Origin of the sequence: Pandoraea pnomenusa, from assembly GCF_040391475.1 — a bacterium.
In the GTDB taxonomy this organism is placed as follows: domain Bacteria; phylum Pseudomonadota; class Gammaproteobacteria; order Burkholderiales; family Burkholderiaceae; genus Pandoraea; species Pandoraea pnomenusa_C.
Genome location: NZ_JBEBXS010000011.1, coordinates 42,040 through 67,320, shown reverse-complemented (window position 1 = coordinate 67,320; position 25,281 = coordinate 42,040). Strand labels below are relative to the sequence as shown.

The 25,281-nt window shown below is 63.7% G+C and carries 20 protein-coding genes, 1 tRNA gene and 1 other RNA gene; 5 read left to right on the top strand and 17 right to left on the bottom strand.

From position 1 onward, the window contains the following. Window positions 1–149: 149 nt before the first annotated feature. The 4 genes from recR to ffs all read right to left on the bottom strand — a co-directional run bounded on the left by recR (window position 150) and on the right by ffs (window position 3,571). A complete protein-coding gene (gene recR / locus ABWO90_RS13590; RefSeq protein ID WP_353191763.1) occupies window positions 150–746 on the bottom strand; it encodes a recombination mediator RecR in 597 nt (198 codons plus the stop codon). A 34-nt stretch (window positions 747–780) separates the two neighbouring features. Then, window positions 781–1,107, bottom strand: a complete 327-nt coding sequence (locus ABWO90_RS13585) for a YbaB/EbfC family nucleoid-associated protein (protein ID WP_353191762.1) — start codon at window positions 1,105–1,107, stop codon at window positions 781–783. A gap of 158 nt (window positions 1,108–1,265) precedes the next feature. Continuing rightward, window positions 1,266–3,170 (bottom strand): DNA polymerase III subunit gamma/tau, encoded by a 1,905-nt coding sequence (gene dnaX / locus ABWO90_RS13580; protein ID WP_353191761.1) that lies wholly within the window; start codon window positions 3,168–3,170, stop codon window positions 1,266–1,268. A 302-nt stretch (window positions 3,171–3,472) separates the two neighbouring features. Continuing rightward, window positions 3,473–3,571: signal recognition particle sRNA small type (ffs, locus tag ABWO90_RS13575), an RNA gene on the bottom strand. Between the two features lie 290 nt (window positions 3,572–3,861). Between ffs and trxA the strand changes: the two genes are divergently transcribed. The 3 genes from trxA (at window position 3,862) to ABWO90_RS13560 (ending at window position 6,860) form a co-directional block, all read left to right on the top strand. Then, complete coding sequence (gene trxA, locus ABWO90_RS13570; RefSeq protein WP_353191760.1) at window positions 3,862–4,188, top strand: thioredoxin TrxA; 327 nt, start codon at window positions 3,862–3,864, stop codon at window positions 4,186–4,188. Between the two features lie 192 nt (window positions 4,189–4,380). Continuing rightward, window positions 4,381–5,643 carry a transcription termination factor Rho gene (gene rho / locus ABWO90_RS13565; RefSeq protein WP_039399112.1) on the top strand — a complete coding sequence of 421 codons (1,263 nt, stop codon included), beginning with the start codon at window positions 4,381–4,383 and terminating at the stop codon, window positions 5,641–5,643. Between the two features lie 215 nt (window positions 5,644–5,858). Then, window positions 5,859–6,860, top strand: a complete 1,002-nt coding sequence (locus tag ABWO90_RS13560) for a tetratricopeptide repeat protein (protein ID WP_353191759.1) — start codon at window positions 5,859–5,861, stop codon at window positions 6,858–6,860. A gap of 164 nt (window positions 6,861–7,024) precedes the next feature. On the opposite strand, the gene ABWO90_RS13555 is transcribed toward ABWO90_RS13560, so the two are convergent. Then, on the bottom strand, window positions 7,025–8,080 hold the full coding sequence (locus ABWO90_RS13555; RefSeq protein ID WP_353191758.1) for an extracellular solute-binding protein: 1,056 nt from the start codon (window positions 8,078–8,080) through the stop codon (window positions 7,025–7,027). Window positions 8,081–8,620: 540 nt separating this feature from the next. On the opposite strand from ABWO90_RS13555, the gene ABWO90_RS13550 reads away from it, so the two are divergent. Beyond that, a complete protein-coding gene (locus tag ABWO90_RS13550; protein WP_353191757.1) occupies window positions 8,621–9,613 on the top strand; it encodes a patatin-like phospholipase family protein in 993 nt (330 codons plus the stop codon). A 135-nt stretch (window positions 9,614–9,748) separates the two neighbouring features. On the opposite strand, the gene ABWO90_RS13545 is transcribed toward ABWO90_RS13550, so the two are convergent. The 5 genes from ABWO90_RS13545 to ABWO90_RS13525 form a co-directional block, all read right to left on the bottom strand. Continuing rightward, window positions 9,749–10,459 carry a C40 family peptidase gene (locus ABWO90_RS13545; RefSeq protein ID WP_353191756.1) on the bottom strand — a complete coding sequence of 237 codons (711 nt, stop codon included), beginning with the start codon at window positions 10,457–10,459 and terminating at the stop codon, window positions 9,749–9,751. Window positions 10,460–10,767: 308 nt separating this feature from the next. Further along, complete coding sequence (locus ABWO90_RS13540) at window positions 10,768–12,363, bottom strand: ABC transporter ATP-binding protein (RefSeq protein ID WP_353191755.1); 1,596 nt, start codon at window positions 12,361–12,363, stop codon at window positions 10,768–10,770. Continuing rightward, entirely contained in the window at window positions 12,360–13,469 is a 1,110-nt protein-coding gene (locus ABWO90_RS13535; protein WP_353191754.1) for an ABC transporter permease, read from the bottom strand. Before ABWO90_RS13535 ends, ABWO90_RS13540 begins: the two co-directional genes overlap by 4 nt. Before the next feature lies 1 nt (window position 13,470). Continuing rightward, complete coding sequence (locus ABWO90_RS13530) at window positions 13,471–14,529, bottom strand: microcin C ABC transporter permease YejB (protein ID WP_353191753.1); 1,059 nt, start codon at window positions 14,527–14,529, stop codon at window positions 13,471–13,473. A 49-nt stretch (window positions 14,530–14,578) separates the two neighbouring features. Further along, window positions 14,579–16,603: an extracellular solute-binding protein gene (locus tag ABWO90_RS13525; RefSeq protein WP_502922607.1), complete on the bottom strand. Its 2,025-nt coding sequence runs from the start codon at window positions 16,601–16,603 to the stop codon at window positions 14,579–14,581. 257 nt (window positions 16,604–16,860) lie between these two features. On the opposite strand from ABWO90_RS13525, the gene ABWO90_RS13520 reads away from it, so the two are divergent. Further along, entirely contained in the window at window positions 16,861–17,724 is an 864-nt protein-coding gene (locus ABWO90_RS13520; RefSeq protein ID WP_353191752.1) for an aspartyl/asparaginyl beta-hydroxylase domain-containing protein, read from the top strand. 105 nt (window positions 17,725–17,829) lie between these two features. Here ABWO90_RS13520 and ABWO90_RS13515 read toward each other — a convergent pair whose 3' ends face one another. From ABWO90_RS13515 to ABWO90_RS13485, 7 genes are all read right to left on the bottom strand, one after another. Beyond that, entirely contained in the window at window positions 17,830–19,059 is a 1,230-nt protein-coding gene (locus ABWO90_RS13515; RefSeq protein ID WP_353191751.1) for an MFS transporter, read from the bottom strand. Window positions 19,060–19,191: 132 nt separating this feature from the next. After that, on the bottom strand, window positions 19,192–19,533 hold the full coding sequence (locus ABWO90_RS13510) for an FKBP-type peptidyl-prolyl cis-trans isomerase (protein ID WP_353191750.1): 342 nt from the start codon (window positions 19,531–19,533) through the stop codon (window positions 19,192–19,194). A gap of 129 nt (window positions 19,534–19,662) precedes the next feature. Continuing rightward, window positions 19,663–19,756: transfer RNA gene (locus ABWO90_RS13505), tRNA-Ser, on the bottom strand. A 237-nt stretch (window positions 19,757–19,993) separates the two neighbouring features. After that, on the bottom strand, window positions 19,994–21,244 hold the full coding sequence (locus ABWO90_RS13500) for an aspartate kinase (RefSeq protein WP_353191749.1): 1,251 nt from the start codon (window positions 21,242–21,244) through the stop codon (window positions 19,994–19,996). A gap of 239 nt (window positions 21,245–21,483) precedes the next feature. Beyond that, a complete protein-coding gene (gene tilS / locus ABWO90_RS13495; RefSeq protein WP_353191748.1) occupies window positions 21,484–22,950 on the bottom strand; it encodes a tRNA lysidine(34) synthetase TilS in 1,467 nt (488 codons plus the stop codon). Between the two features lie 115 nt (window positions 22,951–23,065). Beyond that, window positions 23,066–24,034: an acetyl-CoA carboxylase carboxyltransferase subunit alpha gene (locus ABWO90_RS13490; RefSeq protein WP_353191747.1), complete on the bottom strand. Its 969-nt coding sequence runs from the start codon at window positions 24,032–24,034 to the stop codon at window positions 23,066–23,068. Window positions 24,035–24,188: 154 nt separating this feature from the next. Further along, window positions 24,189–25,268 carry a DNA-3-methyladenine glycosylase family protein gene (locus tag ABWO90_RS13485; protein ID WP_353191746.1) on the bottom strand — a complete coding sequence of 360 codons (1,080 nt, stop codon included), beginning with the start codon at window positions 25,266–25,268 and terminating at the stop codon, window positions 24,189–24,191. Window positions 25,269–25,281: the final 13 nt, after the last annotated feature.

The following is a 25,281-nucleotide window of genomic DNA, read 5'->3' as shown; positions in this document are numbered from 1 at the left end:
GTGTTCCCCGTGTTGTTGGGTCCCCAAGTCGGCAGGTTCAGTCTAGAAGACGGGGATAGGCGCAGATATAGCGAATAACAGCTAATCCGATTGGATGAGAGGAGCAGTACCTACGCGCAAAGCCGCATGGCGTCACGCGTGCGTCATGCTCAGAGCGTATGCCGATCGAGTACGGCGCGGGCGATGGTGCCGGCGTCCACATACTCCAGCTCGCCCCCGACCGGCACGCCCCGAGCCAGCCGGCTCACCCGCAATCCGCGAGCTTTGAGCGTCTGGCCGATGTAATGCGCGGTGGCTTCGCCTTCGTTGGTGAAATTGGTGGCGAGCACCACTTCCTTGACCACGCCGTCGGTGGCGCGGCGGATCAACTGTTCGAAATGAATCTCGCCGGGGCCCACGCCGTCGAGCGGCGAGAGATGGCCCATCAGCACGAAGTACAAACCCTTGAAGGTCATCGTCTGCTCGAGCATGTTCTGGTCGGCGGGCGTTTCCACCACGCACAACAGGCTCGTGTCGCGCTCGGGATCGAGGCACGTCTCGCAGATCTCGACTTCGGTAAACGTATTGCAGCGCGCACAGTGGCGAATCTGCTCGGAGGCATGCACCAGCGCCTCGCCCAGCCGCACCGCGCCTTTACGGTCGCGCTGCAGCAGGTGGTAAGCAATGCGGTGCGCGGACTTCGGACCGACACCCGGCAACGCGCGCAGGGCGTCGACGAGTTCCTGCAGGCTCGAGAGCTGGGGCATGCGTCGTCTTTCTCTGGATGCTGTCAGGCGATGCTCAGAACGGCATCTTGAAGCCCGGGGGCAGCGGCAGGCCGGCGGTCAGCCCGCCCATCTTCTCGGCGGCGGTCGCTTCGGCCTTGCGCACGGCGTCGTTGAAGGCGGCAGCCACCAGGTCTTCCAGCATGTCCTTGTCGTCAGCAAGCAGGCTCGGATCGATCGTCAGGCGACGCACGTCGTACTTGCAGGTCATCACTACCTTGACCAGACCGGCACCCGACTGGCCCTCGACTTCGATCAGCGCAAGTTGCTCCTGCGCCTTCTTCATGTTTTCCTGCATTTGCTGAGCCTGTTTCATCAGACCCGCGATGTTTCCCTTCAACATGGTGACTCCTGTGTAAATCGTAGCTGGTGCTTACCGCACGTGTCGGATGCCGGTTGACGACATCCTCCCGGTAACCCCGCTGCATTGGCAAAAGGGTCCATACGCGCGTTTGGGCATCGGACTCGATGTTCGACACCCATTCTCGCAAGCGAACCTGGTTATTGTACCGGGCGAATGCTGCCCGGCAGGATCTGTGCGTCGAAATCGTCGATCAATTCGCGCACGAGAGGATCGTCGGCAATGGCTTGTTCAGCCGCGCGCTGACGTGCCGCCGCCGCTTCCGCCGCGAGCGAGGCCGCCGTCGTACCCACCTGCCCCAGCTCAACATGCAACTGCACCTCGGCGCCGAAGTGCTCGTTGAGGGTCTGACGCAGTTTGTCGGCAGTGCCCGCGTCGGCCAACTGACGCAGCGGTACGCGCAGATGCAGCGCGCGGCCAGCGACTTCCGTCAGTTCGCTCTGGAACGCAAGCTGTTGCGCGAGGCCTCGTGCGGGAAGCTCGGCCGCCAGTGCCGGCCACTCGCCAGTGAAAATCGGGGCGACGCCGTCGGCTTCGCGGTAGACGCAAGCGCGCGTCGCGGGCGCAGGGGCAGCAGAGGCGGCAGGCTCGGGTTCGGGATCCGCGCCGACCGGGGCGTCGTCCGACGCGCGCGCCGGGCCGCCCCGATTGGCAGCGCCGGCACCGCCTGCGCTGCCCGTGCGACCTGCCGTCCCCTTGCGTCCGGCGTTGAGTGCTGCGAGCGCAGCACGCGCGGGCGACATCGGTGCGCCGTCGGTCGGTGCCGTAGCGCGCGCCGCCGGTGCGCGCCGCGCCTCGGGTTGCGCGGCCGCGGCTGGTGCGGCTGATGCGCCCATCGCCGGTGCCGAAGCACGTCCCTCGGCCATGGGGGCGCGCGCCGGTGCCGATGCGGCAGCACGTGCAGGCGTACCCGCGCTGGCCGATTGCGGCGTCGGCGGTTCGGCGAGCGTGCCGCCGGCGAGCAACGGCGTAAATGCCGCCATGCGCAGCAACGCCATCGAGAAACCGGTGTATTCATCCGGCGCGAGGCCGAGTTCGCCACGCGCACGGGTCGCAATCTGGTAATAGAGCTGGACGGCCTCGGGCGAGATCGCCTCGGCCAGCCGTCGCACGTCCGCCGCTTCCGGCCAGTCGTCCGAGACGGCCTGCGGCGCGTATTGCGCGAGTGCGATCTTGTGCAACAGGCTGCCCAGGTCCTGGAGACCCGCGGCGAACGAAAAGCTGCGCTCGGCCATTTCGTCGGCCACCGCCAGCAAGTCGGTACGCGACTCGTCCTTGAGCGCGTCGAGCAGACGCACCAGCACGCTCTGGTCGATGGCGCCGAGCATGCCGCGCACGGCCGTCTCGGTGAGCGGACCGGCTGCGTACGCGATCGCCTGATCGGTCAGCGACAGCGCATCGCGCATGCTGCCGCCCGCCGCCTTGGCGAGCAGACGCAACGCCTGCGGCTCGTTCTCGATACCCTCTTCGCCCAAAATGTTCGTGAGGTGCGACACGATGTGCCCGGCCGGCATCTGCTTCAGATTGAATTGCAGGCAGCGCGAGAGCACGGTGACCGGAATCTTTTGCGGATCGGTCGTCGCCAGAATGAATTTGACGTGGGCAGGCGGCTCTTCGAGCGTCTTGAGCATCGCGTTGAACGCATGGCCCGTGAGCATGTGCACTTCGTCGATCATGTAGACCTTGAAGCGTGCGTCCGCCGGCGCATAGACCGCCTTTTCGAGCAGCGACGTCATTTCGTCGACGCCACGATTGGAGGCCGCGTCCATTTCGACATAGTCGACGAATCGACCTTCATCGATGGCGCGGCAGGCCTTGCATACCCCGCACGGCTCGGCCGTGATCCCCGTCTCGCAATTGAGCGCCTTGGCCAGAATGCGCGAGAGTGTCGTCTTGCCGACGCCGCGCGTGCCGGTAAACAAATAGGCGTGATGCAGACGCTGTTGCTCGAGCGCGTGCGTCAACGCACGCACGACATGCTCCTGGCCCACCAGGGTCGAGAAGCCTTTGGGGCGCCATTTGCGCGCGAGTACTTGATAGGTCATGCCAAATTGTAACAGTTCGGCGTTGGGCATCCGCACCGATGTCGACGCCCGATCGGGCGTCCGCCCGACGGCTGCAAAGCCGCAGGCTATCGATGCGATAGAAAAAAATGTTGCGCGATTCTACCAAGCCCGTCCGGGCCACGCGAGACACGGGCAAACGCCGTTCATGTCGCGCATCGCCGCATAGGCTCACACGCAGACGACAGCGCCTCGCTCATCCGGAATTGGGACGATCGCGATGGGTTCAAGCGTTGGGAAATTTGCGCGGAATGCGCGAAGAACATCGACAATACAAGGAGGTAGGTGACGAGCCTGACCCTCGGCACTGGTAGAAAACGGCTGTGGCTGCTTCGTTCCCGACCTGACCAGATTGGCCGCGCCACCATGCGAGGAGGCCCGTCAGAGATGAATTCTACCAGAGTCGACGCGTCAACAGAAGCCCAATTCCGCGCGAATACGCGGTAAATCGCCGTGAAGCCCTACCGGAGACGCGTCGCGGGCCTCGCGCAAGCGTTTGCGATTTCCGCTAAGATGAGCACAAACTGCATTGGCGAACGCTATTGAAGCACGCGATTGCAGCCTCCATATGGGGAATGCACGCCCGGAAGATTCGGGTGACATCTCCAGCGTTGGCGAAAGCGAGGGGCTCTCGCCGAACGTTTCCGAATAGTCAGACGAGGCAACAATACTCATGAGCGAAGCAATCAAACACATTTCCGACGCCAGCTTCGAAGCGGACGTTTTGAAGTCCGACAAGCCGGTGCTTCTCGACTTCTGGGCAGAATGGTGCGGTCCGTGCAAGATGATCGCCCCCATCCTGGAAGAAGTCACCAAGGAGTACGGCGACAAGGTCCAGATCGCCAAGATGAACGTCGACGACAACCAGGCGACGCCGGCCAAGTTCGGTATTCGCGGCATTCCGACGCTGATCCTGTTCAAGAACGGCGCGGTCGCCGCTCAGAAGGTCGGCGCCCTGTCGAAGTCGCAGCTGACCGCATTCCTCGACGGCAATCTGTAATCCCCGTCTGAGGCCGGCAAGCGCCGGGGCCTTTGTCGCCACAGTGCGACACCCCGGCGCCGAGTGTCTGGCGCAGTGCTTGCGCCCCGCGCTGCTTGCTATATAATCCGGCGAAAAGCATCCCAAAGTTCTTCGAGCGTTCGCTCACTTTCCCTGATCCTTCACTTGTCGTCCAGTGGACGGCACCTCCGTATGCATTTATCCGAACTAAAGTCCCAGCACGTCTCCGAACTGCTAGAAATGGCGAACGGTCTCGAGATCGAGAACGCAAACCGTCTTCGCAAGCAGGAGCTGATGTTCGCCATTCTGAAGAAGCGCGCAAAGTCCGGCGAAACCATCTTTGGCGACGGTACGCTCGAAGTGCTGCCGGACGGCTTCGGTTTCCTGCGCTCGCCCGAAACCTCGTATCTGGCCAGCACGGACGATATCTATATCAGCCCGTCCCAGATCCGCCGTTTCAACCTGCATACGGGTGACACGATCGAAGGCGAAGTGCGTACGCCCAAGGACGGCGAGCGCTACTTCGCGCTGGTGAAGGTCGACAAAGTCAACGGCCACCCGCCCGAGGCCTCGAAACATAAGATCATGTTCGAGAACCTCACGCCGCTGCACCCGAACAAGCCGCTGCTGCTCGAGCGCGACATTCGTGGCGAAGAGAACGTGACGGGCCGCATCATCGACATGATCGCCCCGATCGGCAAGGGCCAGCGCGGTCTGCTGGTCGCCTCGCCGAAGTCCGGCAAGACGGTGATGCTGCAGCACATTGCGCACGCCATCACCGCCAACCACCCGGAAGCCAAGCTGTTCGTGCTGCTCATCGACGAGCGTCCGGAAGAAGTGACGGAAATGCAGCGCTCGGTACGCGGCGAAGTGATTGCGTCGACGTTCGACGAACCCGCCACGCGTCACGTGCAAGTCGCCGAAATGGTGATCGAAAAGGCCAAGCGCCTGATCGAAATGAAGGAAGACGTGGTGATTCTGCTGGACTCGATCACGCGTCTGGCCCGCGCCTACAACACGGTGATCCCGGCCTCGGGCAAGGTGCTCACCGGCGGTGTGGACGCCAACGCCCTGCAACGTCCGAAGCGCTTCTTCGGTGCTGCGCGTAACGTCGAGGAAGGCGGCTCGCTCACGATCATCGCCACCGCGCTGATCGAAACCGGCAGCCGCATGGACGACGTGATCTACGAAGAATTCAAGGGCACCGGCAACATGGAAGTGCACCTGGAGCGTCGCCTCGCCGAGAAGCGCGTCTACCCGTCGATCAACCTGAACAAGTCGGGCACGCGTCGCGAAGAGTTGCTCATCAAGCCGGAAATCCTGCAAAAGATCTGGGTGCTGCGCAAGCTCATCTACGATATGGACGAGGCCGAAGCGATGGAATTCCTGCTTGGCAAGATCAAGCAGACGAAGAACAACGCCGAGTTCTTCGACCTGATGCGCCGCGGCGGCTGATCCCCCGGATCCCACGCCACGCATCACGAGAAAAAGCCGCGACACCGTCGCGGCTTTTTCATTGGGCCCGCGCTCGCGTGGCCCCGCCACCGCCCTTTCGTGACCTCGCTCGCCGCGGTGCAGGCTGTCACGATGACTGTTATATGATGGAACGTACCGCGCGCAGGCCGCCGGCACGCCTTCCCCCCAAAGCTGTTCCCGAAGGAGAAATTGCAATGTCCGAGCAAGACGATTTGATGGCGGAAGCCTTTGCCCACCTCGAAGCCGGCGATCCGGAATCGGCATTGGAGATCGGCAAACGACTCGAGTCGATGCAGTACTCGGGGGCCTATGAGGTGCAGGCGATGGCCTACGCCGACATGGACGAAATGGAACAGGCCGTGGCCGTGCTCGAAGCCGGCGTCGCACACGCCCCGGGCGTCTGGTTGCTGTGGCAACTGCTGGGCAACTATCGCTCCGATCTCGGGCGCTTCCCCGCCGCCATCGAAGCCTACGAGGCCGCCGGCAACTGCGCACCGGACGAAGACCTGGTGATCGTCGACTTCAACCACGCGAACGCCCTCACGCGTCATGGCGACTTCGTCGCCGCCCAGACGCGCCTCGATCGCGTGCTCGAAAGCCCGCACCTGGCGCAGGCCGGACGCGCCTTCATCGAGAACGCCATCGCACTGCGCATGCACCTGTTCAACGCACAGGGCGAGCCGAAGGCCGCCATCGCCACGTTCGAGGCACTGCACAAGCAGGAGCATGACGAGGAAGGGAGCAACGTCTCCATGGCCGATGTCCTCGCCGAACTGTCGCTCGCGTACAAACAATCGGGCGACAACGACCGTGCATTGACGCACGCACTCGAGGCCGTCCAACTGTACAAGTGGAGCGACGCTGCCCTGTGGGCCCTGCGCGCCGCACGCGAAGCGCAATCGGACACGGCGCATGCCATGCATCTGATCGTGGAAGGCCAGTGGTTCGAACCGCTGGAAGACGAAGATCCGGATGGCCCGGCCCCCGAATTCGTGACCACCTACGACGTGGTGGCCGACGACGAAGCGGAAGCCCTTCGCCTGATCGCCGAATGCGAGCCGCCGCAGGTGCGCGAATCGCTGCGTATCGCCGAGACGCATCCCGTCGACAACGATGACGACTCGCCGACGCCCTACAAGGGCGTCTACGCGACGGGCGACTATCACATGTACCAGCCGGGCGAGGAAGTCGACTGAGCCTGCGATGGGCCGCACTCGGCGCGCTCACCCCGCCCGACAATCCCATCGGTAAACGACAAGAGGGCACCGGATCGATTCCGGTGCCCTCTTGTTTTGTGGCCGGGCCAACGCTGACGGGTGGCCTCGTCGGCGCCCGTCCCCTGCCAACTGCCTTTGTCGGCTTATTTGTAGCCGGCGCGATCCAGAATGCGTTGCGCTTCCGGCAGGTTCTTGGCGACGGTGCCGATGGACACGTCTTCTGCCTTGAAATCGCCCAGCGCGGCGAGCGCCGGATTGTCGACCTTCGTCGTCGGCACCGCCGGCCATTCGTTGTTGCCGTTCGCGAAATACTGTTGCGCTTCGTCGCTCGCCAGATACTCCAGGAACTTGACCGCATTCGCATGGTTCGGCGCGTGCTTGGCAATGCCCGCCCCGGCGACGTTCACATGCGTACCCTTGCCTGCCTGATCCGGCCAGATGAAGCCGACCTTCGACATCAGCGCCTTGTCTTCCGGCTTGTCCGAGCGCGCCATGCGCACGTAGTAGTAAGAGTTCGCGAGTGCCACGCCGCACTCACCCGTGGCCACGGCCTTGATCTGATCCGTATCGCCACCGCGCGGGGCGCGGGCGAAGTTGGTCACCATGCCCTCCGCCCACTTTTGCGTCGCTTGCGCCCCATCGCGCGCGATCAGCGCACCGACCAGCGACAGCATGTACGGGTGCGATCCCGAGCGCGTGCAGACCTGCCCCTTGTGCGACGGATCGGCCAGCGACGCATACGTCTGCACCGTCTTCGGATCCACCTTGTCCTTGTTGTAGACGATGACGCGTGCACGCGTCGAGAAGCCGTACCAGTCCGTGCCCGCCTTGCTGCTCGCGGCATGCAGCTTGGCCGGAATGCGCGCATCGAGCGTTGCGGATCGGGTCGGCTGGAACAGCCCGGCCTCGTCGGCCTTGGCCAGACGCGCGGCGTCGACCATCAGAATGACGTCCGCCGGGCTCTTCGCCCCTTCGCTCTTCAGACGCTCGAGCAGCGCCGCGTCATCGGCCTCGATGCGGTTGATCTTGATGCCCGTCTGCTTGGTGAACGTGCCGAAAAGCTGTTCGTCGGTCTGATAGTGACGCGCCGAATACAGATTCAGCACGCCGCCGGATTCCGCTTGCGCACCGAACGCCGCAGCCAACGTGGTGCCGAGCACCGTCAGTCGCGCCAGTTTGCCGATCGTCTTCGCCTTCATGGGCCATTCCCCCGCAGTCGTGGTTTCGTAGAGAGGAACAGCATAATGAAAAATCTCTATCAACGCAAATGATTCCCATTCGCATTAATTTAGATGTTCACTATTGAAGACAGAAGGGGACGGAATGCGCAGGCGCAACGCCTGCGGCCGGGAGCATGATGACGCCGGCTTGCGCCGTTCGGGCGTGCGGAGCCGGACGTTTGCCGCTCGAAGCCCTGTGAAGGTTGCGGCAGATAAGACGAGCCAGGGCGACGAAGGTTCCGCGGCACGATGCCGCACATCGATGACACCCTCGAAAAGTGAACTGATTTGTGCCTCCGAGGCTCCAACCGCCGTAAAATTGCGCGTCGACGCCCAGGCAGCCATCTATCCCAACGGGGTATGGCGCCGCGAGCGTCTATCCTGCCTTGCCGGAGTTTCCCCTTGTTGTCGTTGATTCGAATGCTGCGCCGAGCGCTCCCCGCGAGTGCCGACGGTGCCCTCCCCGTGTCGTTTTCCCTGCTAGCCGCCCCTGCCACCGCGCACGGACGGCAACGGCGCATGACTACCTCCCCTCGCACCGTGCTGGGCGCACTCGCCGTGGCCGCCGTGCTTGCCGGTTGTGCGAGCGCCCCGCCAGTCGACTCGCAGGGCAATGCGCCTGCCACCCCGACGACCAACGCCACGCCGCCCGTTGCGCAAGTGCCGACGCCCATCGCGCCGCCCAAGGTCGTGCGCCCTCTGAAGATCGGCCTGGCGCTCGGCGGTGGTGCGGCACGCGGCTTCGCCCACGTGGGGGTCATCAAGGCGCTTGAGGCGCGTGGCATTCATGCGGATATCGTCGTCGGCACCAGCGCCGGCAGCGTGGTCGGCGCCATGTACGCCTCGGGTCTGAACGGCTTCCAGCTCAATCGCCTGGCGTCGACCATGGACGAAGCATCGATCAGCGACTGGACAATGCCGTTCCGTTCGCGCGGCATGCTGCGCGGCGAAGCCCTGCAGTCGTACGTCAACAAGATCCTCAAGGACCGCCCGATCGAGCAGATGCCACGGCAACTGGGCATCGTGGCCACCGATCTGCAGAGCGGCGCACCGATCCTGTTCCGTCGCGGGAACACGGGGCAGGCCGTACGGGCCTCGAGCAGTGTTCCCGGCGTGTTCGAGCCGGTGCACATTGGTACGCGCGATTACGTGGATGGCGGCCTCGTCGCCCCGGTGCCGGCCGAGTATGCCCGACAGATGGGCGCGGATTTCGTGATTGCCGTCGATATCTCGGCCAATCCGACCGCGCAGGCGACACAAGGCCAGTTCGACATCCTGATGCAGACGTTCACGATCATGGGCCAGTCGATCAAGCAGTACGAACTGGAAAAGAATGCCGACATCGTGATTCGTCCGTCGCTGGCCAAGATGGGCGCCTCCGACTTCCAGGGCCGCAACCGCGCGATCCTGGCGGGCGAGGAAGCCGTCGCCAAGATGTGGCCGCAGATTCAGCGCAAACTGGCCGATGCGCAAGCGGAGGCCCCGCGTGGCATGCCGCAGGCGTCGCGCTGATACAGCGTTACCGGGCGCCCGCGGGCGCCCGCCGAGACGAGCGCCGGGTGATCTGCCGTTCGCAGCACACGCAATGAAAAAAGCCGCCCTTGGGCGGCTTTTTCGTTGGTTGCGATGTCCTCGGACATCGGCAACTTACATCGAGTGGTCGTTCTTGAAGAGTTGCTCGACGCGGGTCAGCTCGGCGCTGGCCTTGAGCGTTTCGACGCGGCGGGCGCCGTTGTAACGGGCCGACCAGTACGACTCACGCAGATCTTCCACACGGATCTTGCCGCCGGTGGCCGGCGCGTGCACGAATTTGTCACCGCCGATATAGATGCCGACGTGCGAGAAGCTGCGGCGCATCGTATTGAAGAACACCAGATCGCCCGGCTTGAGGTCGGTCTTGGCGATGCGCTCACCGACCTGGCTCATCTCTTCCGAGCGGCGCGGCAGCATGAAATTGAGCGTGTCCTGGAACACGTAGCGCACGAAACCGCTGCAATCCAGGCCGCTGTCCGGCGTATTGCCACCGTACTTGTAGCGCACGCCAATGTAGTTCAACGCCCCCAGTACGACATCCGATGCCTTGTCCGTCACATTCGACAACAGCTTCTGCGCGCGTTGCACGCGCGACTCTTCGACGGCCGCCTGCGGCGCGTCGGTCGCCACGCTGATGAGGCTGGCAGAAGCATTCTGGGTATTGGGCGCCTTGCTGGCCTGAATGGCCTCCGCAGCAGCGCGGGCAGCGGCCGTGGGGCCGGTGTTGTAGTCGTCAGCCTTTGCCGTCAACGAGGCGGTAACGAGCCCAGCGGCAGTGAACGCGAGAAGGAGAGTCTTGCGGGTGCGCTTAGGGATCGTCTGCATTGGTCGCCGGGTTGATTGAGTCGGATGGCCGATGGGTAGCTCGTCAGGTGCAACAGGATGCTGCCGTGTTGAAGACCTTCGAGTCACGCCCGGCAAACCCGCCGCCGACCGTTGTCTGAACTGACCTGTTAACTCGTTGAATTTTCAACTTAATTGGTACGCGATAGTAATGTGAACGTCACATGATGTCAAAAGGTAATAGAAAAAAACAATCAGTGCAATCGAGAAATTCTCATTAACAATCAAGCCTTTGCGATTTAGCCGACGTTTCCCGACGTTATGTGACGTTTCACCCCGATGTCACGGACCTATAACATGGCCGCCGAGACCAGTTCCCGGGTGTAGTCGTTTTGCGGATCAAAAAATACCGATTCCGTATCCCCCTGCTCCACCAGGTGCCCGTCCTTGAACACCAGCACGCGGTGCGCCATGGCCCGCATGACCGCCAGATCGTGACTGATGAAGAGGTAACTGAGGTTGTACTTGATCTGTAACTGCGCCAGCAGATGGAGCACCTGCTGCTGGATCGAGACGTCGAGTGCGCTGGTCGGCTCGTCGAGCACGAGAATCTGCGGGTCGACCACGAGGGCACGCGCAATCGCAATCCGTTGCCGTTGGCCGCCGGAGAACTCGTGCGGGTAGCGTGACATCGCGCGCGCGTCGATGCCGACTTCGCGCAGCACGTCGGCCACCCGGGTGCGACGCTCGTCTTCCGTCAATTGCGGTCGATGCAGCGCCAACCCCTCCCCCACGATCTCTTCGACCGTCATGCGCGGCGAGAGCGAGCCGAACGGATCCTGAAACACGATCTGCATGCGCGAGCGCAACTTGCGCTGCGCCTCGCCGCGATACGACGCCAGCGGCTCACCGTGAAATTCGATCTGTCCGGCACTCGTGTGCTGAAGGCCGAGCAGCGCCATCGCGAGCGTCGACTTGCCGGAGCCGGATTCGCCGACGACACCCAGCGTCTCCCCCTGACGCAGGGCGAGATCGACCGGATACACGGCCCGGAAGCGGCCGCGCTGGAACCATCCCCGCACGCCGGGCTGCGACGTCGCATAGTCGACCGCCACGCCACGCGCCTCGAGCAGCACCGGCGCGATCGGCAGCACGGGATGAATCTCGCGCTGCGGACGGCTGTCGATCAGCTTGCGCGTGTACGGATGCTGAGGATTCGTGAAAAGCGTCTCGGTGTCGGCGCACTCGACGAGTACCCCTTTTTCCATGACGGCCACACGTTGCGCAAACCGCCGCACGAGATTCAGGTCGTGCGTGATGAGCAGCACGGCCATGCCCCGCTTCTCGGCGGCATCGCGCTGCAACTCGAGCAGCAGTTCGATGATCTGGGCGCGAATGGTGACGTCGAGCGCAGTGGTCGGTTCGTCGGCCAGCAGCAGCTTCGGACGGCACGCGAGCGCCATCGCAATCATGGCGCGCTGACGCTGCCCGCCCGACAGTTCGTGCGGGAAGTGCGACACGCGTCGCTCCGGCTCCGGGATGCCCGTGCGCCGCAGCAGCTCGACGGCGCGCGCCTTCGCCTCCCTGGCCGAGAGCCCCTCATGCAACTCGAGCGCCTCGGCGATCTGTTCGCCGATCGGATAGAGCGGATTGAGCGCGGTCATCGGCTCCTGAAAGATCATGGCGACGTCGTTGCCGCGAATGCCGCGCATCTCGCGCTCGCTGACAGACGCGAGGTCGACGCCATCGAGCATCACCCGCCCCTGAATCTGCGCGTCCTGCAACAGCCGCAGAATCGCCAGCGCCGTCACGCTCTTGCCGGAACCGGACTCACCGACCAGCGCCACGCGCTCACCACGTTCGATGGCGAAACTCACCTGCTTGACCGCTTGCGTGTCGCCAAATGTCACCGACAGGTTTTCGATACTGAGCAGCGGAGCGTTCACATTACCCCCCCGGCTGCCGCCTGCTTGTCGGCAACACGCGTATCCAGTGCATTGCGCAAGGCGTCGCCCATGAACGTGAGCAACAACAACGTCAGCACGAGCACAACGAACGTCGCCAGCGAAATCCACCACGCATCGAGATTCGCCTTGCCCTGATTGAGTAGTTCGCCCAGGCTCGGCGTAGGTGGCGGCACGCCGAGACCGAGGAAGTCGAGACTCGTGAGCGAGAGAATGGCGCCGCTCATGCGGAACGGCAGGAACGTGATGACCGGCGTCATGCTGTTGGGCAGCACGTGACGGCGAATGATCTGCCAGTTCGACAGCCCCATCGCCCGCGCCGCGCGCACGTAATCGAGCTGACGGTTGCGCAGGAACTCGGCGCGCACGTAATCGGACAACCCGATCCAGCCGAACAGCGAGAGCAGCACGAACAGCAGCCACAGGTGCGGCTCGAAGATCGACGCGAAGATGATGAGCAGATACAGCTCAGGCAAGGAACCCCAGATCTCGATCAGGCGCTGGCACGTGAGGTCGATGCGTCCGCCATAGAAGCCCTGCACGGCGCCGGCGAGCATGCCGAGCAGCGTGCCGGAGATCGTGAGCGCCAGCGCAAAGATCACCGACAGCCGGAAGCCGTACAGCAGACGCGCGAACACGTCGCGCCCGCGGTCGTCGGTGCCGAGCCAGTTCTCCGCCGACGGCGGTGCCGGGTTGGGCACCTTCGCGAAGTAGTTGATGGTGTCGTAGCTGTAGCGCACGGGCGGGTAGATCGCGAAGTTGCTGCCCGAGCGGATACGGCCTTCAATGAACGGATCGAGAAAGTCCGTCGGCGTCGGGAAGTCACCGCCGAAGGTCGATTCGGGATACGTCTTCAGGAGCGGGAAATACCAGTTCCCTTCGTAACGCACGACCCACGGCTTGTCGTTGGCGATCACCTCGGCGAAGAGGCTGAAGCCGAACAGCACGACGAAGGCGACCAGGCTCCAGTAGCCGAGCCGCTGGTTGCGAAAGCGCCGCCAGACGCGCCAGCGTGGCGAGCGTGACGGGTACGAGGACGACGAAGCGGCAGACGACGCGCGAGGCGATGGCGTGGCGGATTGGGTCACGTCAGTGCTCCAGTCGATCGAATTGAATGCGCGGGTCGACCAGCACGTAGCACAGGTCGGAGATGAGTTTGGTCACCAGGCCGATGAGCGTGAACAGGTACAGCGAACCGAGCACGACCGGATAGTCGCGTCGCTGCACCGATTCGAACGACAGACGGCCGAGCCCGTCGAGCGAGAACAGCGTCTCGATCAGCAGGCTGCTCGCGAAGAACGCGCCGATGAATGCCGCCGGGAATCCGGTAATCAGCGGGATGAGTGCGTTACGGAACACGTGCTTGAACAGCACCGTGCGTTCGGACAGCCCTTTCGCCCGCGCGGTGAGCACGTATTGGCGACGGATCTCTTCCAGGAAGGCGTTCTTCGTGAGCATCGTGATGACGGCGAAACTCCCGACCACCGATGCCGTCACGGGCAGCGTGATGTGCCACAGGTAGTCGGCGATCTTCGCCGGCCACGACAGGTCGCTCCAGTTGTCGGAGACAAGCTCGCGCAGCGGGAACAACTGCCAGAACGTGCCGCCACCGAAGAGCACCAGCAACAGCACCCCGAGCACGAAGCCCGGAATGGCATATCCGACGAGCACGACCATGCTCGTGAGCGTATCGAAGCGAGACCCGTTGCGCACCGCCTTGGCGATGCCCAACGGCACCGATATCAGGTAAGTGAGGAAGAACGTCCAGAGGCCGAGCGAAATCGACACGGGCAGCTTGGAGACGATCAGCGACCACACGCTCTGATGATGAAAATAACTCTGGCCAAGATCGAACTTCGCGAAGCGCTTGAGCATGAGCCAGTAGCGCTCGAGCGGCGTTTTGTCGAAGCCGTACAACGCCTTGATCTGTGCGAGTTGCTGCGGATCGATGCCGCGTCGGCCGCGATATTCGCTGCCGCCCCCGCCGCCGCTCGCTTCACCGCCGCCGCCGGCGCGGCCCTTGAGTTCGAGCATCACCTGCTCGACCGGGCCGCCGGGCACGAACTGGATGACCGCGAAGGTCAGCGTGATCACGCCGAGCAGCGTCGGGATCATGATCAGCAATCGTTTGAGTATGTAGGACCACATGGTTGGGGGGCGGCTCCTGCCGGTATCCGGCGCTCAGGGAGATCGATGGCTATCGGGAGGTGTCGGATGCAGGTTTGGCAGGCCCGGGCGCGGCGCTCGCCGGTGCGTTGCCCTGCCCCAGCCGCGCGTCCCACCACGTCGACACCAGCCAGCCTTCGGAGGTGAAGTACAGCGGCAGCTTGTCCGGGAAGTGCAGGTGCGACTTGAACGCCATGCGGTGTACCGACGAGAACCAGTGCGGCACGATGTAGTACCCGTGCATCAGCACGCGATCGAGTGCACGCGCAGCCGCCACGAGGTCGTCGTAGGTCTTCGCGCGCACGAGATCGGCGAGCAGCGCATCGACGGCCGGGTCCTTGAGCCCGATCACGTTGTCCGAGCCCTCCACGTCGGCCGAGCGGCTGCCGAAGCGGTCGATCAGTTCGGTACCGGGAATCTGCGAATCGGGATAGCGAAGCGAGATCATGTCGAAGTCGAACGCCTCGAGACGCTTCTGATACAGCGCGAAATCGCTCTGCCGGAAGTTCAGCGTGATGCCGAGCTTCGCGAGATTGCGTGCGTAGGCCGTGGCGACAGGCCCCATGGCGCCGCCGTCGTCGAGAAACTCGAAGACGAACGGCTCGCCCTTGGCATTGCGCAGCGCACCGTCGCGATACGTCCACCCGGCCTGTGCGAGCAGCTCGCGCGCCTGACGCAGGTTATCGCGCAGACTCGCGGGCGGCGTCGTCGTCGGCTGCACCACCATCGGACCAAACACCGCCGGGTCGAGCTTGCCGCGCAACGGTTCGAGCAGCTTCAGCTCGGCCGCACTCGGCATGCCCCGCGCCGCGAGGTCGCCGTTCGTGAAGTAGCTGTAGATGCGCTGATACTGGTTGTAGAACAGCTGACGATTGAGCCACTCGAAATCGAGGGCGAGGTCGAGCGCCTGGCGCACACGAACATCGCGGAACATCGGACGGCGGATGTTCACGATGAACCCTTGCATGCCAGCCGCGTTGTGATGCGCGAACTCGCGCTTGATCAATTCGCCGTTACGGAAGCGCTTGCCGACATAGCTGCGCACCCAACTGCGGGCACGGTATTCGGTGATCGCGTCGAACTCGCCTGCCTTGAAGCCTTCGAGCCGCACGATGTCGTCGGCATACATCTTGTAGACGACGCGCTCGAAGTTGTACGTGCCGCGCCGCACCGCAAGGTTATTGCCCCAGTATTTGGGGTCGCGCCGGAAGGCGATGCGGCGTCCGCCGTCGTAGGACTCGATGAGATACGGGCCACTCGCGATCGGCCGCTCGAACGTGATCGCATCGAACGCCTTGCGCTTGCCGTCGGCACCCACGCCCCACTTTGGCGAGAACACCGGCACCGACGCCACCAGCAACGGCAGGTCGGGACTCACGCGCCCGAAGTCGAAGCGCACGCGTCGACTGTCGAGCGCGGTCACCCCCTTCACGTCGGCGAGCATGACCTTGTAGCCCGGGGCTGCCTGCGGGCTCATGAGCGTATCGAACGAGTATTTGACGTCCTGCGCGGTCACCGGATCGCCGTTGTTGAATCGCGCGGCAGGGTTCAGGTGGAAGGTGACGGAGGCGCCGTCCGGCGCCACGACGATATCGTCGGCCAACAGGCCATACACCGTGGCCGGTTCGTCGGCGCTGCCGATGCCGAGGGACTCGAACATCAGGCCGGCTACGCCCGGCGGCGACGTGCCGCGCAGCGTGAACGGGTTGAATTTGTCGAAACTGGTGCGCCGGTCGGGATTCGCAAGCGTGAGCGTGCCGCCGCGCGGCGCATCGGGATTGACGTAATCGAAATGGGTGAACCCAGGCGGGTACTTCGGCTCGCCGTACTGCGCGATGGCGTGTTTCGCATGGGCCACGGTCACCGGCATCAGCACGGCAAGGCCCGCGACGGCGAACGAGACGATCCAGGCACCGGCGGCCCTGCGGATCGCGGCGCCCGCAGAGAAGTGCGCAGAATCTGCAAATCGCGCGAATTGCGCGAATTGTCCGAAACGCCGCGAGACTCGTCGCGCGTCTCGCGAAGCGTGTGGATGCCGTGTGGTGCGCGCTTTCATGCGTCTCCTGTACTTGTCGGCGAGCCTTGGCCTGCCAGGGCCCGGACGCATCCAGCCCCTCCCCTTCGGCCGGCCGAAACACCTCGTAACGCGAAGCTCACGCACATTTCCCGCATGAGACTTGGCGGCACGGCCGGACCGCGCGACAATTGTACCCAAAAGCCCGGCGTTCACCGCACTGAAAGAGACATACCCTCGCCGGCCCGGTTCCCTCATTTCCGCCCTGGAGGCCGACGTTGAGTGCTACACGATCCCCCGTGCAGAACCCCAACCGTACTCTTCCCCGCTGGCTTGCGAAATTTTTCTTTCAGTGTGTTGAAGCGGCGCAACGTCGTATTGCCCGCGGCTCGCTGGTCGGCGACAAGCCGATCTTCGACAACGCGCAGTTCCCGTGGGTCGAAGCCATCGAAGCGCAGGCCCCCGCCATCGCCCGGGAACTCGATGCCGTGCTGGCCACGCCAGGGCGTCTGCCCGCGTTTCACGAAATCTCGCCCGACGTCGCCACCATCACGCAGGACCATCAGTGGCAGACATTCGTCTTCCTGGGCTACGGCATGCGCGCCGAGCGCAATCTTGCACGATGTCCGGCGACCGCTGCCGCGCTCGACGGCATTCCGGGTCTGCGCACGGCGTTCTTCTCCATTCTCTCGCCCGGCAAGCGCATCCCGTTGCACAGCGGCCCGTATAACGGCGTGCTGCGTCTGCATCTGGCGCTCAAGGTGCCGCGCGAGCGCGAGAAGTGCTGGATCGAAGTCGACGGTCAACGGTATGTCTGGCAAGCCGATCGCGCGGTGATCTTCGACGACGCCTATCCGCACGAGGTCCACAACGATACCGACGAGACTCGCGTGGTGCTGTTCGTCGATTTCGAACGCCCTTGCAAGGCGCCGGTGTCGTGGCTCAACAGGCTGCTGCTCTCGTTCGCGCCGCTCACGCCCGAGTTGCAGCAGGCGAAAGCGAATCACGAAAAGTGGGAGCGCGACTACTATGCGACGCCTGCCGCGCCGCAAAGCCCGTCGGCAGCCCCCGCGCCGCAAGCTGCCCCTCCTGCCGCACCGGTGCAAGCGCCGCACGAGGCGCATCACACCGATGCCGTCACCGACGAGCGCGCGCACGGGTGACGAGCGATTGCCGGACATCCGGCCGACGCCCCGGGTGACGGACTGCGCATAAAAAAACGCCAGCGAACTTCGCTGGCGTTTTTTATTTACGTCAATCGCATTGCCTTACTGACGCGCGGGGTGCGCAAGCGCATCTTGTGCGGGCGGCGGCACAAAGTTCGCCGCGAGCACGGCCACGAGCGCCGCGGCCATCATCGCGCCGATCCCGAGCGCCGCATCGCCGAAGTGCAGATACGCCAGCTTCATCGCCTCGATCACGATCACCGCGACCACGATGGTGATCATGCTGAGCATGCCCGCGACCGTAGCGCGGTTCGGGCTGTCGACGGCGAACAGCGACTGGCGATAGACCACGCCGTAGCACATGCCCATGCCGAACGCATGCAGCGACGTGCCCACGAGCAGCGCCGGATAGCCCGGCGCCAGGATCGCCGTGCCGACAAGCGACACCGCTGCCCCGATGAGCATTGCGGCGACGCCGGTGGCGAGCACACGTCCGTTCGACCAACGCCCGACCTGACGCGAGAGCAGCAGATTGCCCAGAATCAGTGCGGCGAACACCGGCAACTGCAGCAACGCGTATTGCATCTGCGACATGCCGGCGCGTTCGATCAGGAACACCGGGCCGAGCGCAATCCATGTGAGCAGCGGCGTGACGGCCAGCCCGGTGAGCACGGCGCCGCGCCAGAACCGCGTGCTCGAGAGCGGCAGCTTGTAGCCTTCCCACAGCGTGCGTGCGTTCAACGCGCCGCGATCATGACGCGAAAGTTCCGGCATGGTGCGATACAGCCCGACGAACGCGACTACCGCCACGATGGCGATCAGCCAGAAGATGGTGCGCCACGACATGTACGAGACCACGGCAGCGCCCGCGAGCGGGCCGAACATCGGCGAAAGCAGCGAGACGTTTGCCATCAGCGCCATGACCCGCACGGCAGTCTTTTCTTCGAACGCTTCATGCACGGTCGGATAGCCGACCGTCAGCACGAAGCAGCAACCCATGCCCTGCAGGAATCGCAACAGGATGAATTGCGGCATCGTCTGCACGTAGTGCATCGCCAGACAGGCGACGATGAACATGACGAGGCCGCAGAGCAGCACACGACGACGCCCGTAGCGATCGGCAAGCGGCCCGAGCAACCATTGCAGACTGGCATTGCCGAGCATGGCGGCCGTGAGGGCAAGCGTAATCATGTCGGGTGTCGCGCCGAATTCGCGCGTGACGAGCGGCATGCCCGGCATGATCATGTCGTTCGAAATGTAGACCGCGAATTCGAACAGAACGAGCGAGAACGGAAACCAGAATCTGGAGACAGCCTTTGCTGAGTGAGACACCTCGTTAAAGCTCCTTTGTGCGCGCAACGCTCGTGACGATGGCACACGTAAAAAACAACACCCCCGGTGCCTGCGAGGCACCGGGGGTGTCTGTTGCATCGGTTAAGCCGTGGGGTTACGGCATTCGATGGTTCAGACTTCCAACAGTTCAACCTCGAAGACGAGCGTGGCGTTGGGCGGAATCACGCCGCCGGCGCCGCGTGCGCCATAGCCGAGCTCGGCCGGAATAATCAGCTTGCGCTTGCCGCCGACCTTCATGCCGGCAACGCCTTCGTCCCAACCGCGAATGACCATGCCGCCGCCGAGCACGAAGGCGAACGGGTCGTTACGGTCCTTGCTGGAATCGAACTTCTTGCCGTCGGTGAGCCAGCCCGTGTAGTGCACGGTGACGGTGTTGCCCGGCGTGGCTTCGGCGCCATCGCCCACTTGCAGTTCTTCGTATTGCAGGCCGGATTCGGTAGTGATCGTCGACATGTGGGTCCTCGCTCGGAACGGAAATGAAGAGATGGAATCGGTGCGCGAGGTATCGCCAACGCGCGAACTCGAGAAAGAAAAAACCCCCGGCTCTCCGCGAAGAGCCGGGGGTGTTCCGCCAAGGCGACTTGGCGGAGACGGAGGGATTCGAACCCTCGATCCAGGTTTTGGCCCAGATGCTCCCTTAGCAGGGGAGTGCCTTCGACCTCTCGGCCACGTCTCCCAAACTTGTCGTCACATCAGGGAGGTGATGTAACGAAGGCGTGATATTACCTACTGTTCGCGATGCCGTCAAACATTATGCGCATCAAAATCCAACTTTTTTTGCGGGCGTGTCATGCACTCGACACGTTCCGGGATTTTTCCACGCATTACCCGACTTCGCGGCGCGAATTTCGCGCTTCGTGCCGCACGCATCACACACGCCTGCGGCACGTTTTTTTCACATCGACCCGGTCGATTACGCCTGATCGAGTTCGAAGGCCTTGTGCAGCGCGCGCACGGCCAGCTCCATGTACTTCTCGTCGATGAGCACGGAGATCTTGATTTCCGACGTCGAGATCAACTGGATGTTGATGCCCTCTTCCGACAGCGTGCGGAACGCCTTGCTGGCGATACCGACGTGCGAGCGCATGCCCACGCCGACGATCGACACCTTCGAGACCTTCGGGTCGCCCACGAGTTCTGCGGCACCGATGTGACCTTGCACGTCGTTCTGCAGCAGCGTCATGGCGCGCTGGTAGTCGCCGCGCGGCACGGTGAACGTGAAGTCGGTCTTGCCGTCGACGCTCAGGTTCTGGATGATCATGTCGACATCGATATTCGCGTCGGCGATCGGGCCGAGGATCTGATAAGCGATGCCCGGGCGATCCGGCACGCCGCGCACGGTGATCTTGGCCTCGTCGCGCTGGAATGCGATACCCGAGATGATGGCCTTTTCCATTTGTTCGTCTTCCTCAAAAGTAATCAGCGTGCCCGAGCGCGCTTCTTCGTCGAGCGCGATCATCGGATCGGTCAGGCTCGAGAGCACTCGCGTCTTGACCTGGTACTTACCGGCGAATTCCACCGAGCGGATCTGCAGCACCTTGGAGCCGAGGCTGGCCATTTCCAGCATCTCTTCGAAGGTGACCTTGTCCAGACGACGCGCGTCGTCGACCACACGCGGGTCGGTCGTGTACACGCCATCGACATCGGTGTAGATGAGGCATTCGTCGGCCTTGAGCGCCGCGGCGACTGCCACGGCCGACGTGTCCGAACCGCCACGACCGAGCGTGGTCACATTGCCGTTCGGATCGATCCCCTGGAAGCCGGTGATGACAACGACACGCCCGGCGTTCAGATCCGCCATGACGCGCTTGTCGTCGATCTCCGAAATACGGGCTTTGGTGAAAGCACTGTCGGTCTTGATCGGTACTTGCCAGCCGGCATAGCTCACGGCATCGACGCCAGCCTCTTTGAGGGCCATCGCCAGCAGGCCGACGCTCACCTGCTCGCCCGTGGCGGCAATGGCGTCGAGTTCGCGCGGATCGGGATGGGCCGAAATCTCTTTGGCCAGGCCCAGCAGACGGTTGGTCTCGCCGGACATTGCCGAAGGCACCACCACCATCTTGTGACCGGCCTTATGCCACTTGGCCACGCGCTTGGCGACATTCTTGATGCGCTCCACCGAGCCCATCGACGTGCCGCCGTATTTGTGTACGATCAGAGCCATAACATTGCTAACACATTGATTTAAAACCGTTTATGAATCCTGCGCGGATACCCTCAACTGGGTATCGATGACGTTTCGATTCGCGGAACTTTTGATTATCGCACGAATGTATCGCGCCTGAGGCAGTTTGGCGCAGATTGCGCTGCCGACGCCCCCGAGGGCCGCACAGGACAGCAGATTGTGCCGATATTTGCAGCGGTCTTGATACGGAATGCTTCGGTCGTTTTCCGAATCCCGTTTCACACGTCGTCGTGCCACGCCATCTGCCAACGCATGTCGCCCGCTTCCCGCTGCGCCGCGCCGTCGATCCCCAAACGCGGTACGAACAGAATCGCTTCGCCTTGCCAGACAATCGGCACGTTTCGCAACCACGCCGCAATCCCCCGGCTCTGGTACCAATGCTTCAACGACCGCGAATGCCCTTCGGCATGTTCTCGCCATCGTTCACCGCCCGCCCTCGCCTTCGCCACGAGCACGCGCGCGCGCAACACACGCTCGTCGACACTCGCTTCGGCGTCCTCGTCGTTCGTCACAGGTGTGAAGACGACGCGCCCATTCCATGCGGGCAGGCGCCACTCTCGTTCGCCCGACCAACGCAACGTGACGTCCGACGCCACATCGTCAGGATCGGCCGATTCGTACACCGCCGTCCATTGCAATGTATCGCGGTACAAACGCAAGACGGCGTCGCCATGCGGCAGTTCGAGCGACGCCTCGGCCTGCGCGTCGCGAATCTGTCGCACCCACTCGTCGAGCCGCGCCTCGGGCGGTGTCGGCAGTCCGCGTCGGGCCGTCCAGTACCGCAGCAAGTTCGCAAGACGCGAAGCATCGAGCGCCTGCAACCGACTGCGCTGCAATCGCTCGTCACCCGCCGCAGGCGACTCGCGAACGACTTGCGCCATCTCGAAGTCGAGTTGCGCCAACTGATCGAGCAACGATTGCGCCTGCGCGGCGTGACGCGCGAATCGCGCCAGCGTCTCGCGATACGCCGGCACATGACGCGCAATCGCTGGCATGACATCGTGACGCAGCGCATTGCGCAAATAGTGACGGTCCTCGTTCGACGGATCGTCGACCCACGACAGCGAGCGCGCCTTCGCGTAGGCATGCATCGTCTCGCGCGAGACATCGAGCAACGGACGCAGCAAGCGCGCATGAGGCGTCTCGCCCGCCCCGCTTCCCACCGTCGGCAACGCCCCCTCCATCGCCATCGCCGCCACGCCCGGCAACCCCGCACCGCGCAGCATCTGCAGCAGCACGGTTTCCGCCTGATCGTTCGCGTGATGCGCGCTCAGCAGCCAGTCGACGCCGCGCGCCCGACAACTCGCCGCAAGGGCCTCGTAGCGCGCGGCGCGTGCGGCGCCTTCGATGCCCTGACGCGCGTCGCGCGGCACGTCGACACGATGCGCTTCGAACGCGAAGCCACGCAAACGCGACTCGCGCTCGCACGCGACGAGCCAGTCGTCGGCGTGTTCGGACAATCCGTGATGGACATGAATGGCGAGCGGCGGCGCGACCGGCTGACCGGCCTCGCGGCGCATCTGCACCCAGTGCGCGAGCGCGTCGAGCAGCACCATCGAGTCGAGCCCGCCACTCAAGGCGAGTGCGAGACGCGGAACGTCGGCGGTGTGCGCGGAGGATGACGCGTCGTCGGCGCGACGCGCCACGACGTGGGTCGTCAGCGCGAGTCGCAACGCGACGTCCACATGTACAACTGCCGCGTCGCATCGGGCAGATGCGAACGCGGCAGCAGAGGAATCGTGATGAGGCATCGGATTCGGCGTCATCGCCACCACGGGCGACGACGCACCGGATGACGCATTACTTCGCGCCGGCTTCCTTGAATTTGCCATAGCTCATCAGGCGCTCGAAGCGACGCTCCTGCAGTTCCTTGTGGCTCATGCCCTGGAACTGGCGCAGCGAGTCGGCCAGCGCACGCTTGAGCATGCCGGCCATGCCGAGCGGATCGCGATGCGCACCACCCAACGGCTCGTTGATGATCTTGTCGATCAGGCCAAGGGCCTTCAAACGGTGAGCCGTCAGACCCAGCGCTTCGGCGGCCTCGGGGGCCTTGGCCGCACTCTTCCACAGAATGGAAGCGCAACCCTCGGGCGAGATGACCGAGTACGTCGAGAACTGCAGCATCATGACCGTATCGGCAACCGCCACAGCCAGGGCACCGCCCGAACCGCCCTCACCAATGATCGTGGTGATCAGCGGCGTCTTGAGCTCGGTCATCACGAACAGGTTGTGACCGATGGCTTCGGACTGACCGCGCTCTTCGGCGTCGATGCCCGGGTAGGCCCCCGGCGTATCGACGAACGTGAAGATCGGCAAACCGAACTTCTCGGCCAGCTTCATCAGGCGCATGGCCTTGCGATAACCCTCGGGACGCGGCATGCCGAAGTTGCGCATGGCGCGCTCCTTCGTGTCGCGGCCCTTCTGGTGACCGATCACCATGCAGGCCTGGCCGTTGAAACGTGCCATGCCGCCCACGATGGCATGGTCGTCCGAAAAGTTACGGTCGCCGTGCAGTTCGTGGAAGTCGGTAAAGATGTCGCGCACATAGTCGAGCGTGTAGGGACGCTGCGGATGACGCGAGATTTGCGAAACCTGCCACGGGGACAGGTTCGTGTAGATGTCCTTGGTGAGCTGCTGGCTCTTCTTGGAGAGGCGCTCGATCTCTTCGGAAATATCGACGGCGGAATCGTCTTGCACGAAGCGCAGCTCTTCAATCTTCGCTTCGAGTTCGGCGATCGGCTGTTCAAAATCCAAAAAGGTGTTCTTCATCAGGTTTCCCCGGAAATGCGGCAGCGTATTGTACCGCCGGCAACGTCTACCCGATCGAGATAGGCAACTTTCATCGCCTCGCAACCCGCAATAGACGCAAATAATGACTGAATGGGACGGAATGGACGCGGATTATACGTCCTCAGCGGAACAATCAATAGACGACTGGCACCGGTTCGAGGCTCCGCCACATGTACCAGGTGGCCACGGAGCGCCAGGGCTCCCAGTTGGCGGCCACTTCGCGCGCTTCGCTGCGCGTGACGGGTTCGCCGCTGAAATAGTTGACGCTGATGGCGTTGATCAGCCCGACATCGTCGAGCGGCAGCACATCGGGACGCATCAGATTGAACATCAGGAACATCTCGGCGGTCCAGCGGCCGATGCCGCGAATGCCGGTCAACTCGGCGATCACGGCCTCGTCGTCCATGCTCGCCCAGCCGTCGACGTGCAACGCACCCGACTTGAAATGCGTGGCGAGGTCGAGAATGTACTCGGCCTTGCGGCGCGACAGCCCGCAACCGGCGAGTGCATCGTGTCCGGCCTTCATGAACTGGGCGGGCGTGAGCTTCGGGCAGATCGCCAGCACGCGCTCCCACACGGACTGCGCGGCCTTCACGGAGATCTGCTGGCCGACGATCGAACGAGCAAGCGTGACGAACGGCTCGCCGCGGCCCGTCAGATGCGCCGGACCGAACTGCGGAATGAGCTTTTTGAGGATGCGGTCGCGCTTCATCAGATCGGCGCAGGCCTGATCCCAGAAGTCGGGACGCGTCGCGCCCGGCGCAACCGGTAGCGGCACCACGCCCGTCACGGCCTGCTCGACGACATCGTGCTCGATGCGCGCGATTTCGGGCGTGACGATCCGTGTCTCGCCGTCGCGTTTGGCAATCACCCGCCGCGTGGTGCCGGCGTTCGACGCACCGGACTTCGCGGGCGTCTTGCCGGCAACCTTGGCCGGCACCTTGGCGCCGGCCTTCGGTGCTGCCGGTTTCGCGACCGGTGCGGCCGCCTTGCGGGCAACGCCGGTGGTGCCAGCGGTCGTGGACCGGGTGGTCTTTGCCGCCGTCTTGACGGCAGGCGTCTTGCTGCCGGATTTGGCCGCCACGGCCTTCTCGACCTTCTCGGCCTTCAGGGGCGCGCGGGGCGTGGCCGCCGGCCTCGCGGCCTTGGCCGCGCTCTTGGCGGGAGTCTTCTTGGCTGCCACCTTCGCAGCCACGGATTTACGGGTCACCATGCGTTTTGCCTCG

What these genes read in the sequence shown, in the direction of transcription:
- ABWO90_RS13585 (WP_353191762.1), bottom strand. Translation starts at nt 1,107, where the DNA reads ATGTTGAAGGGAAACATCGCGGGTCTGATGAAACAGGCTCAGCAAATG.
- trxA (WP_353191760.1), top strand. Translation starts at nt 3,862, where the DNA reads ATGAGCGAAGCAATCAAACACATTTCCGACGCCAGCTTCGAAGCGGAC.
- dnaX (WP_353191761.1), bottom strand. Translation starts at nt 3,170, where the DNA reads ATGACCTATCAAGTACTCGCGCGCAAATGGCGCCCCAAAGGCTTCTCG.
- ABWO90_RS13490 (WP_353191747.1), bottom strand. Translation starts at nt 24,034, where the DNA reads ATGAAGAACACCTTTTTGGATTTTGAACAGCCGATCGCCGAACTCGAA.
- ABWO90_RS13560 (WP_353191759.1), top strand. Translation starts at nt 5,859, where the DNA reads ATGTCCGAGCAAGACGATTTGATGGCGGAAGCCTTTGCCCACCTCGAA.
- recR (WP_353191763.1), bottom strand. Translation starts at nt 746, where the DNA reads ATGCCCCAGCTCTCGAGCCTGCAGGAACTCGTCGACGCCCTGCGCGCG.
- ABWO90_RS13555 (WP_353191758.1), bottom strand. Translation starts at nt 8,080, where the DNA reads ATGAAGGCGAAGACGATCGGCAAACTGGCGCGACTGACGGTGCTCGGC.
- ABWO90_RS13530 (WP_353191753.1), bottom strand. Translation starts at nt 14,529, where the DNA reads ATGTGGTCCTACATACTCAAACGATTGCTGATCATGATCCCGACGCTG.
- rho (WP_039399112.1), top strand. Translation starts at nt 4,381, where the DNA reads ATGCATTTATCCGAACTAAAGTCCCAGCACGTCTCCGAACTGCTAGAA.
- ABWO90_RS13510 (WP_353191750.1), bottom strand. Translation starts at nt 19,533, where the DNA reads ATGTCGACGATCACTACCGAATCCGGCCTGCAATACGAAGAACTGCAA.
- ABWO90_RS13550 (WP_353191757.1), top strand. Translation starts at nt 8,621, where the DNA reads ATGACTACCTCCCCTCGCACCGTGCTGGGCGCACTCGCCGTGGCCGCC.
- ABWO90_RS13525 (WP_502922607.1), bottom strand. Translation starts at nt 16,603, where the DNA reads ATGAAAGCGCGCACCACACGGCATCCACACGCTTCGCGAGACGCGCGA.
- ABWO90_RS13545 (WP_353191756.1), bottom strand. Translation starts at nt 10,459, where the DNA reads ATGCAGACGATCCCTAAGCGCACCCGCAAGACTCTCCTTCTCGCGTTC.
- ABWO90_RS13485 (WP_353191746.1), bottom strand. Translation starts at nt 25,268, where the DNA reads ATGGTGACCCGTAAATCCGTGGCTGCGAAGGTGGCAGCCAAGAAGACT.
- ABWO90_RS13500 (WP_353191749.1), bottom strand. Translation starts at nt 21,244, where the DNA reads ATGGCTCTGATCGTACACAAATACGGCGGCACGTCGATGGGCTCGGTG.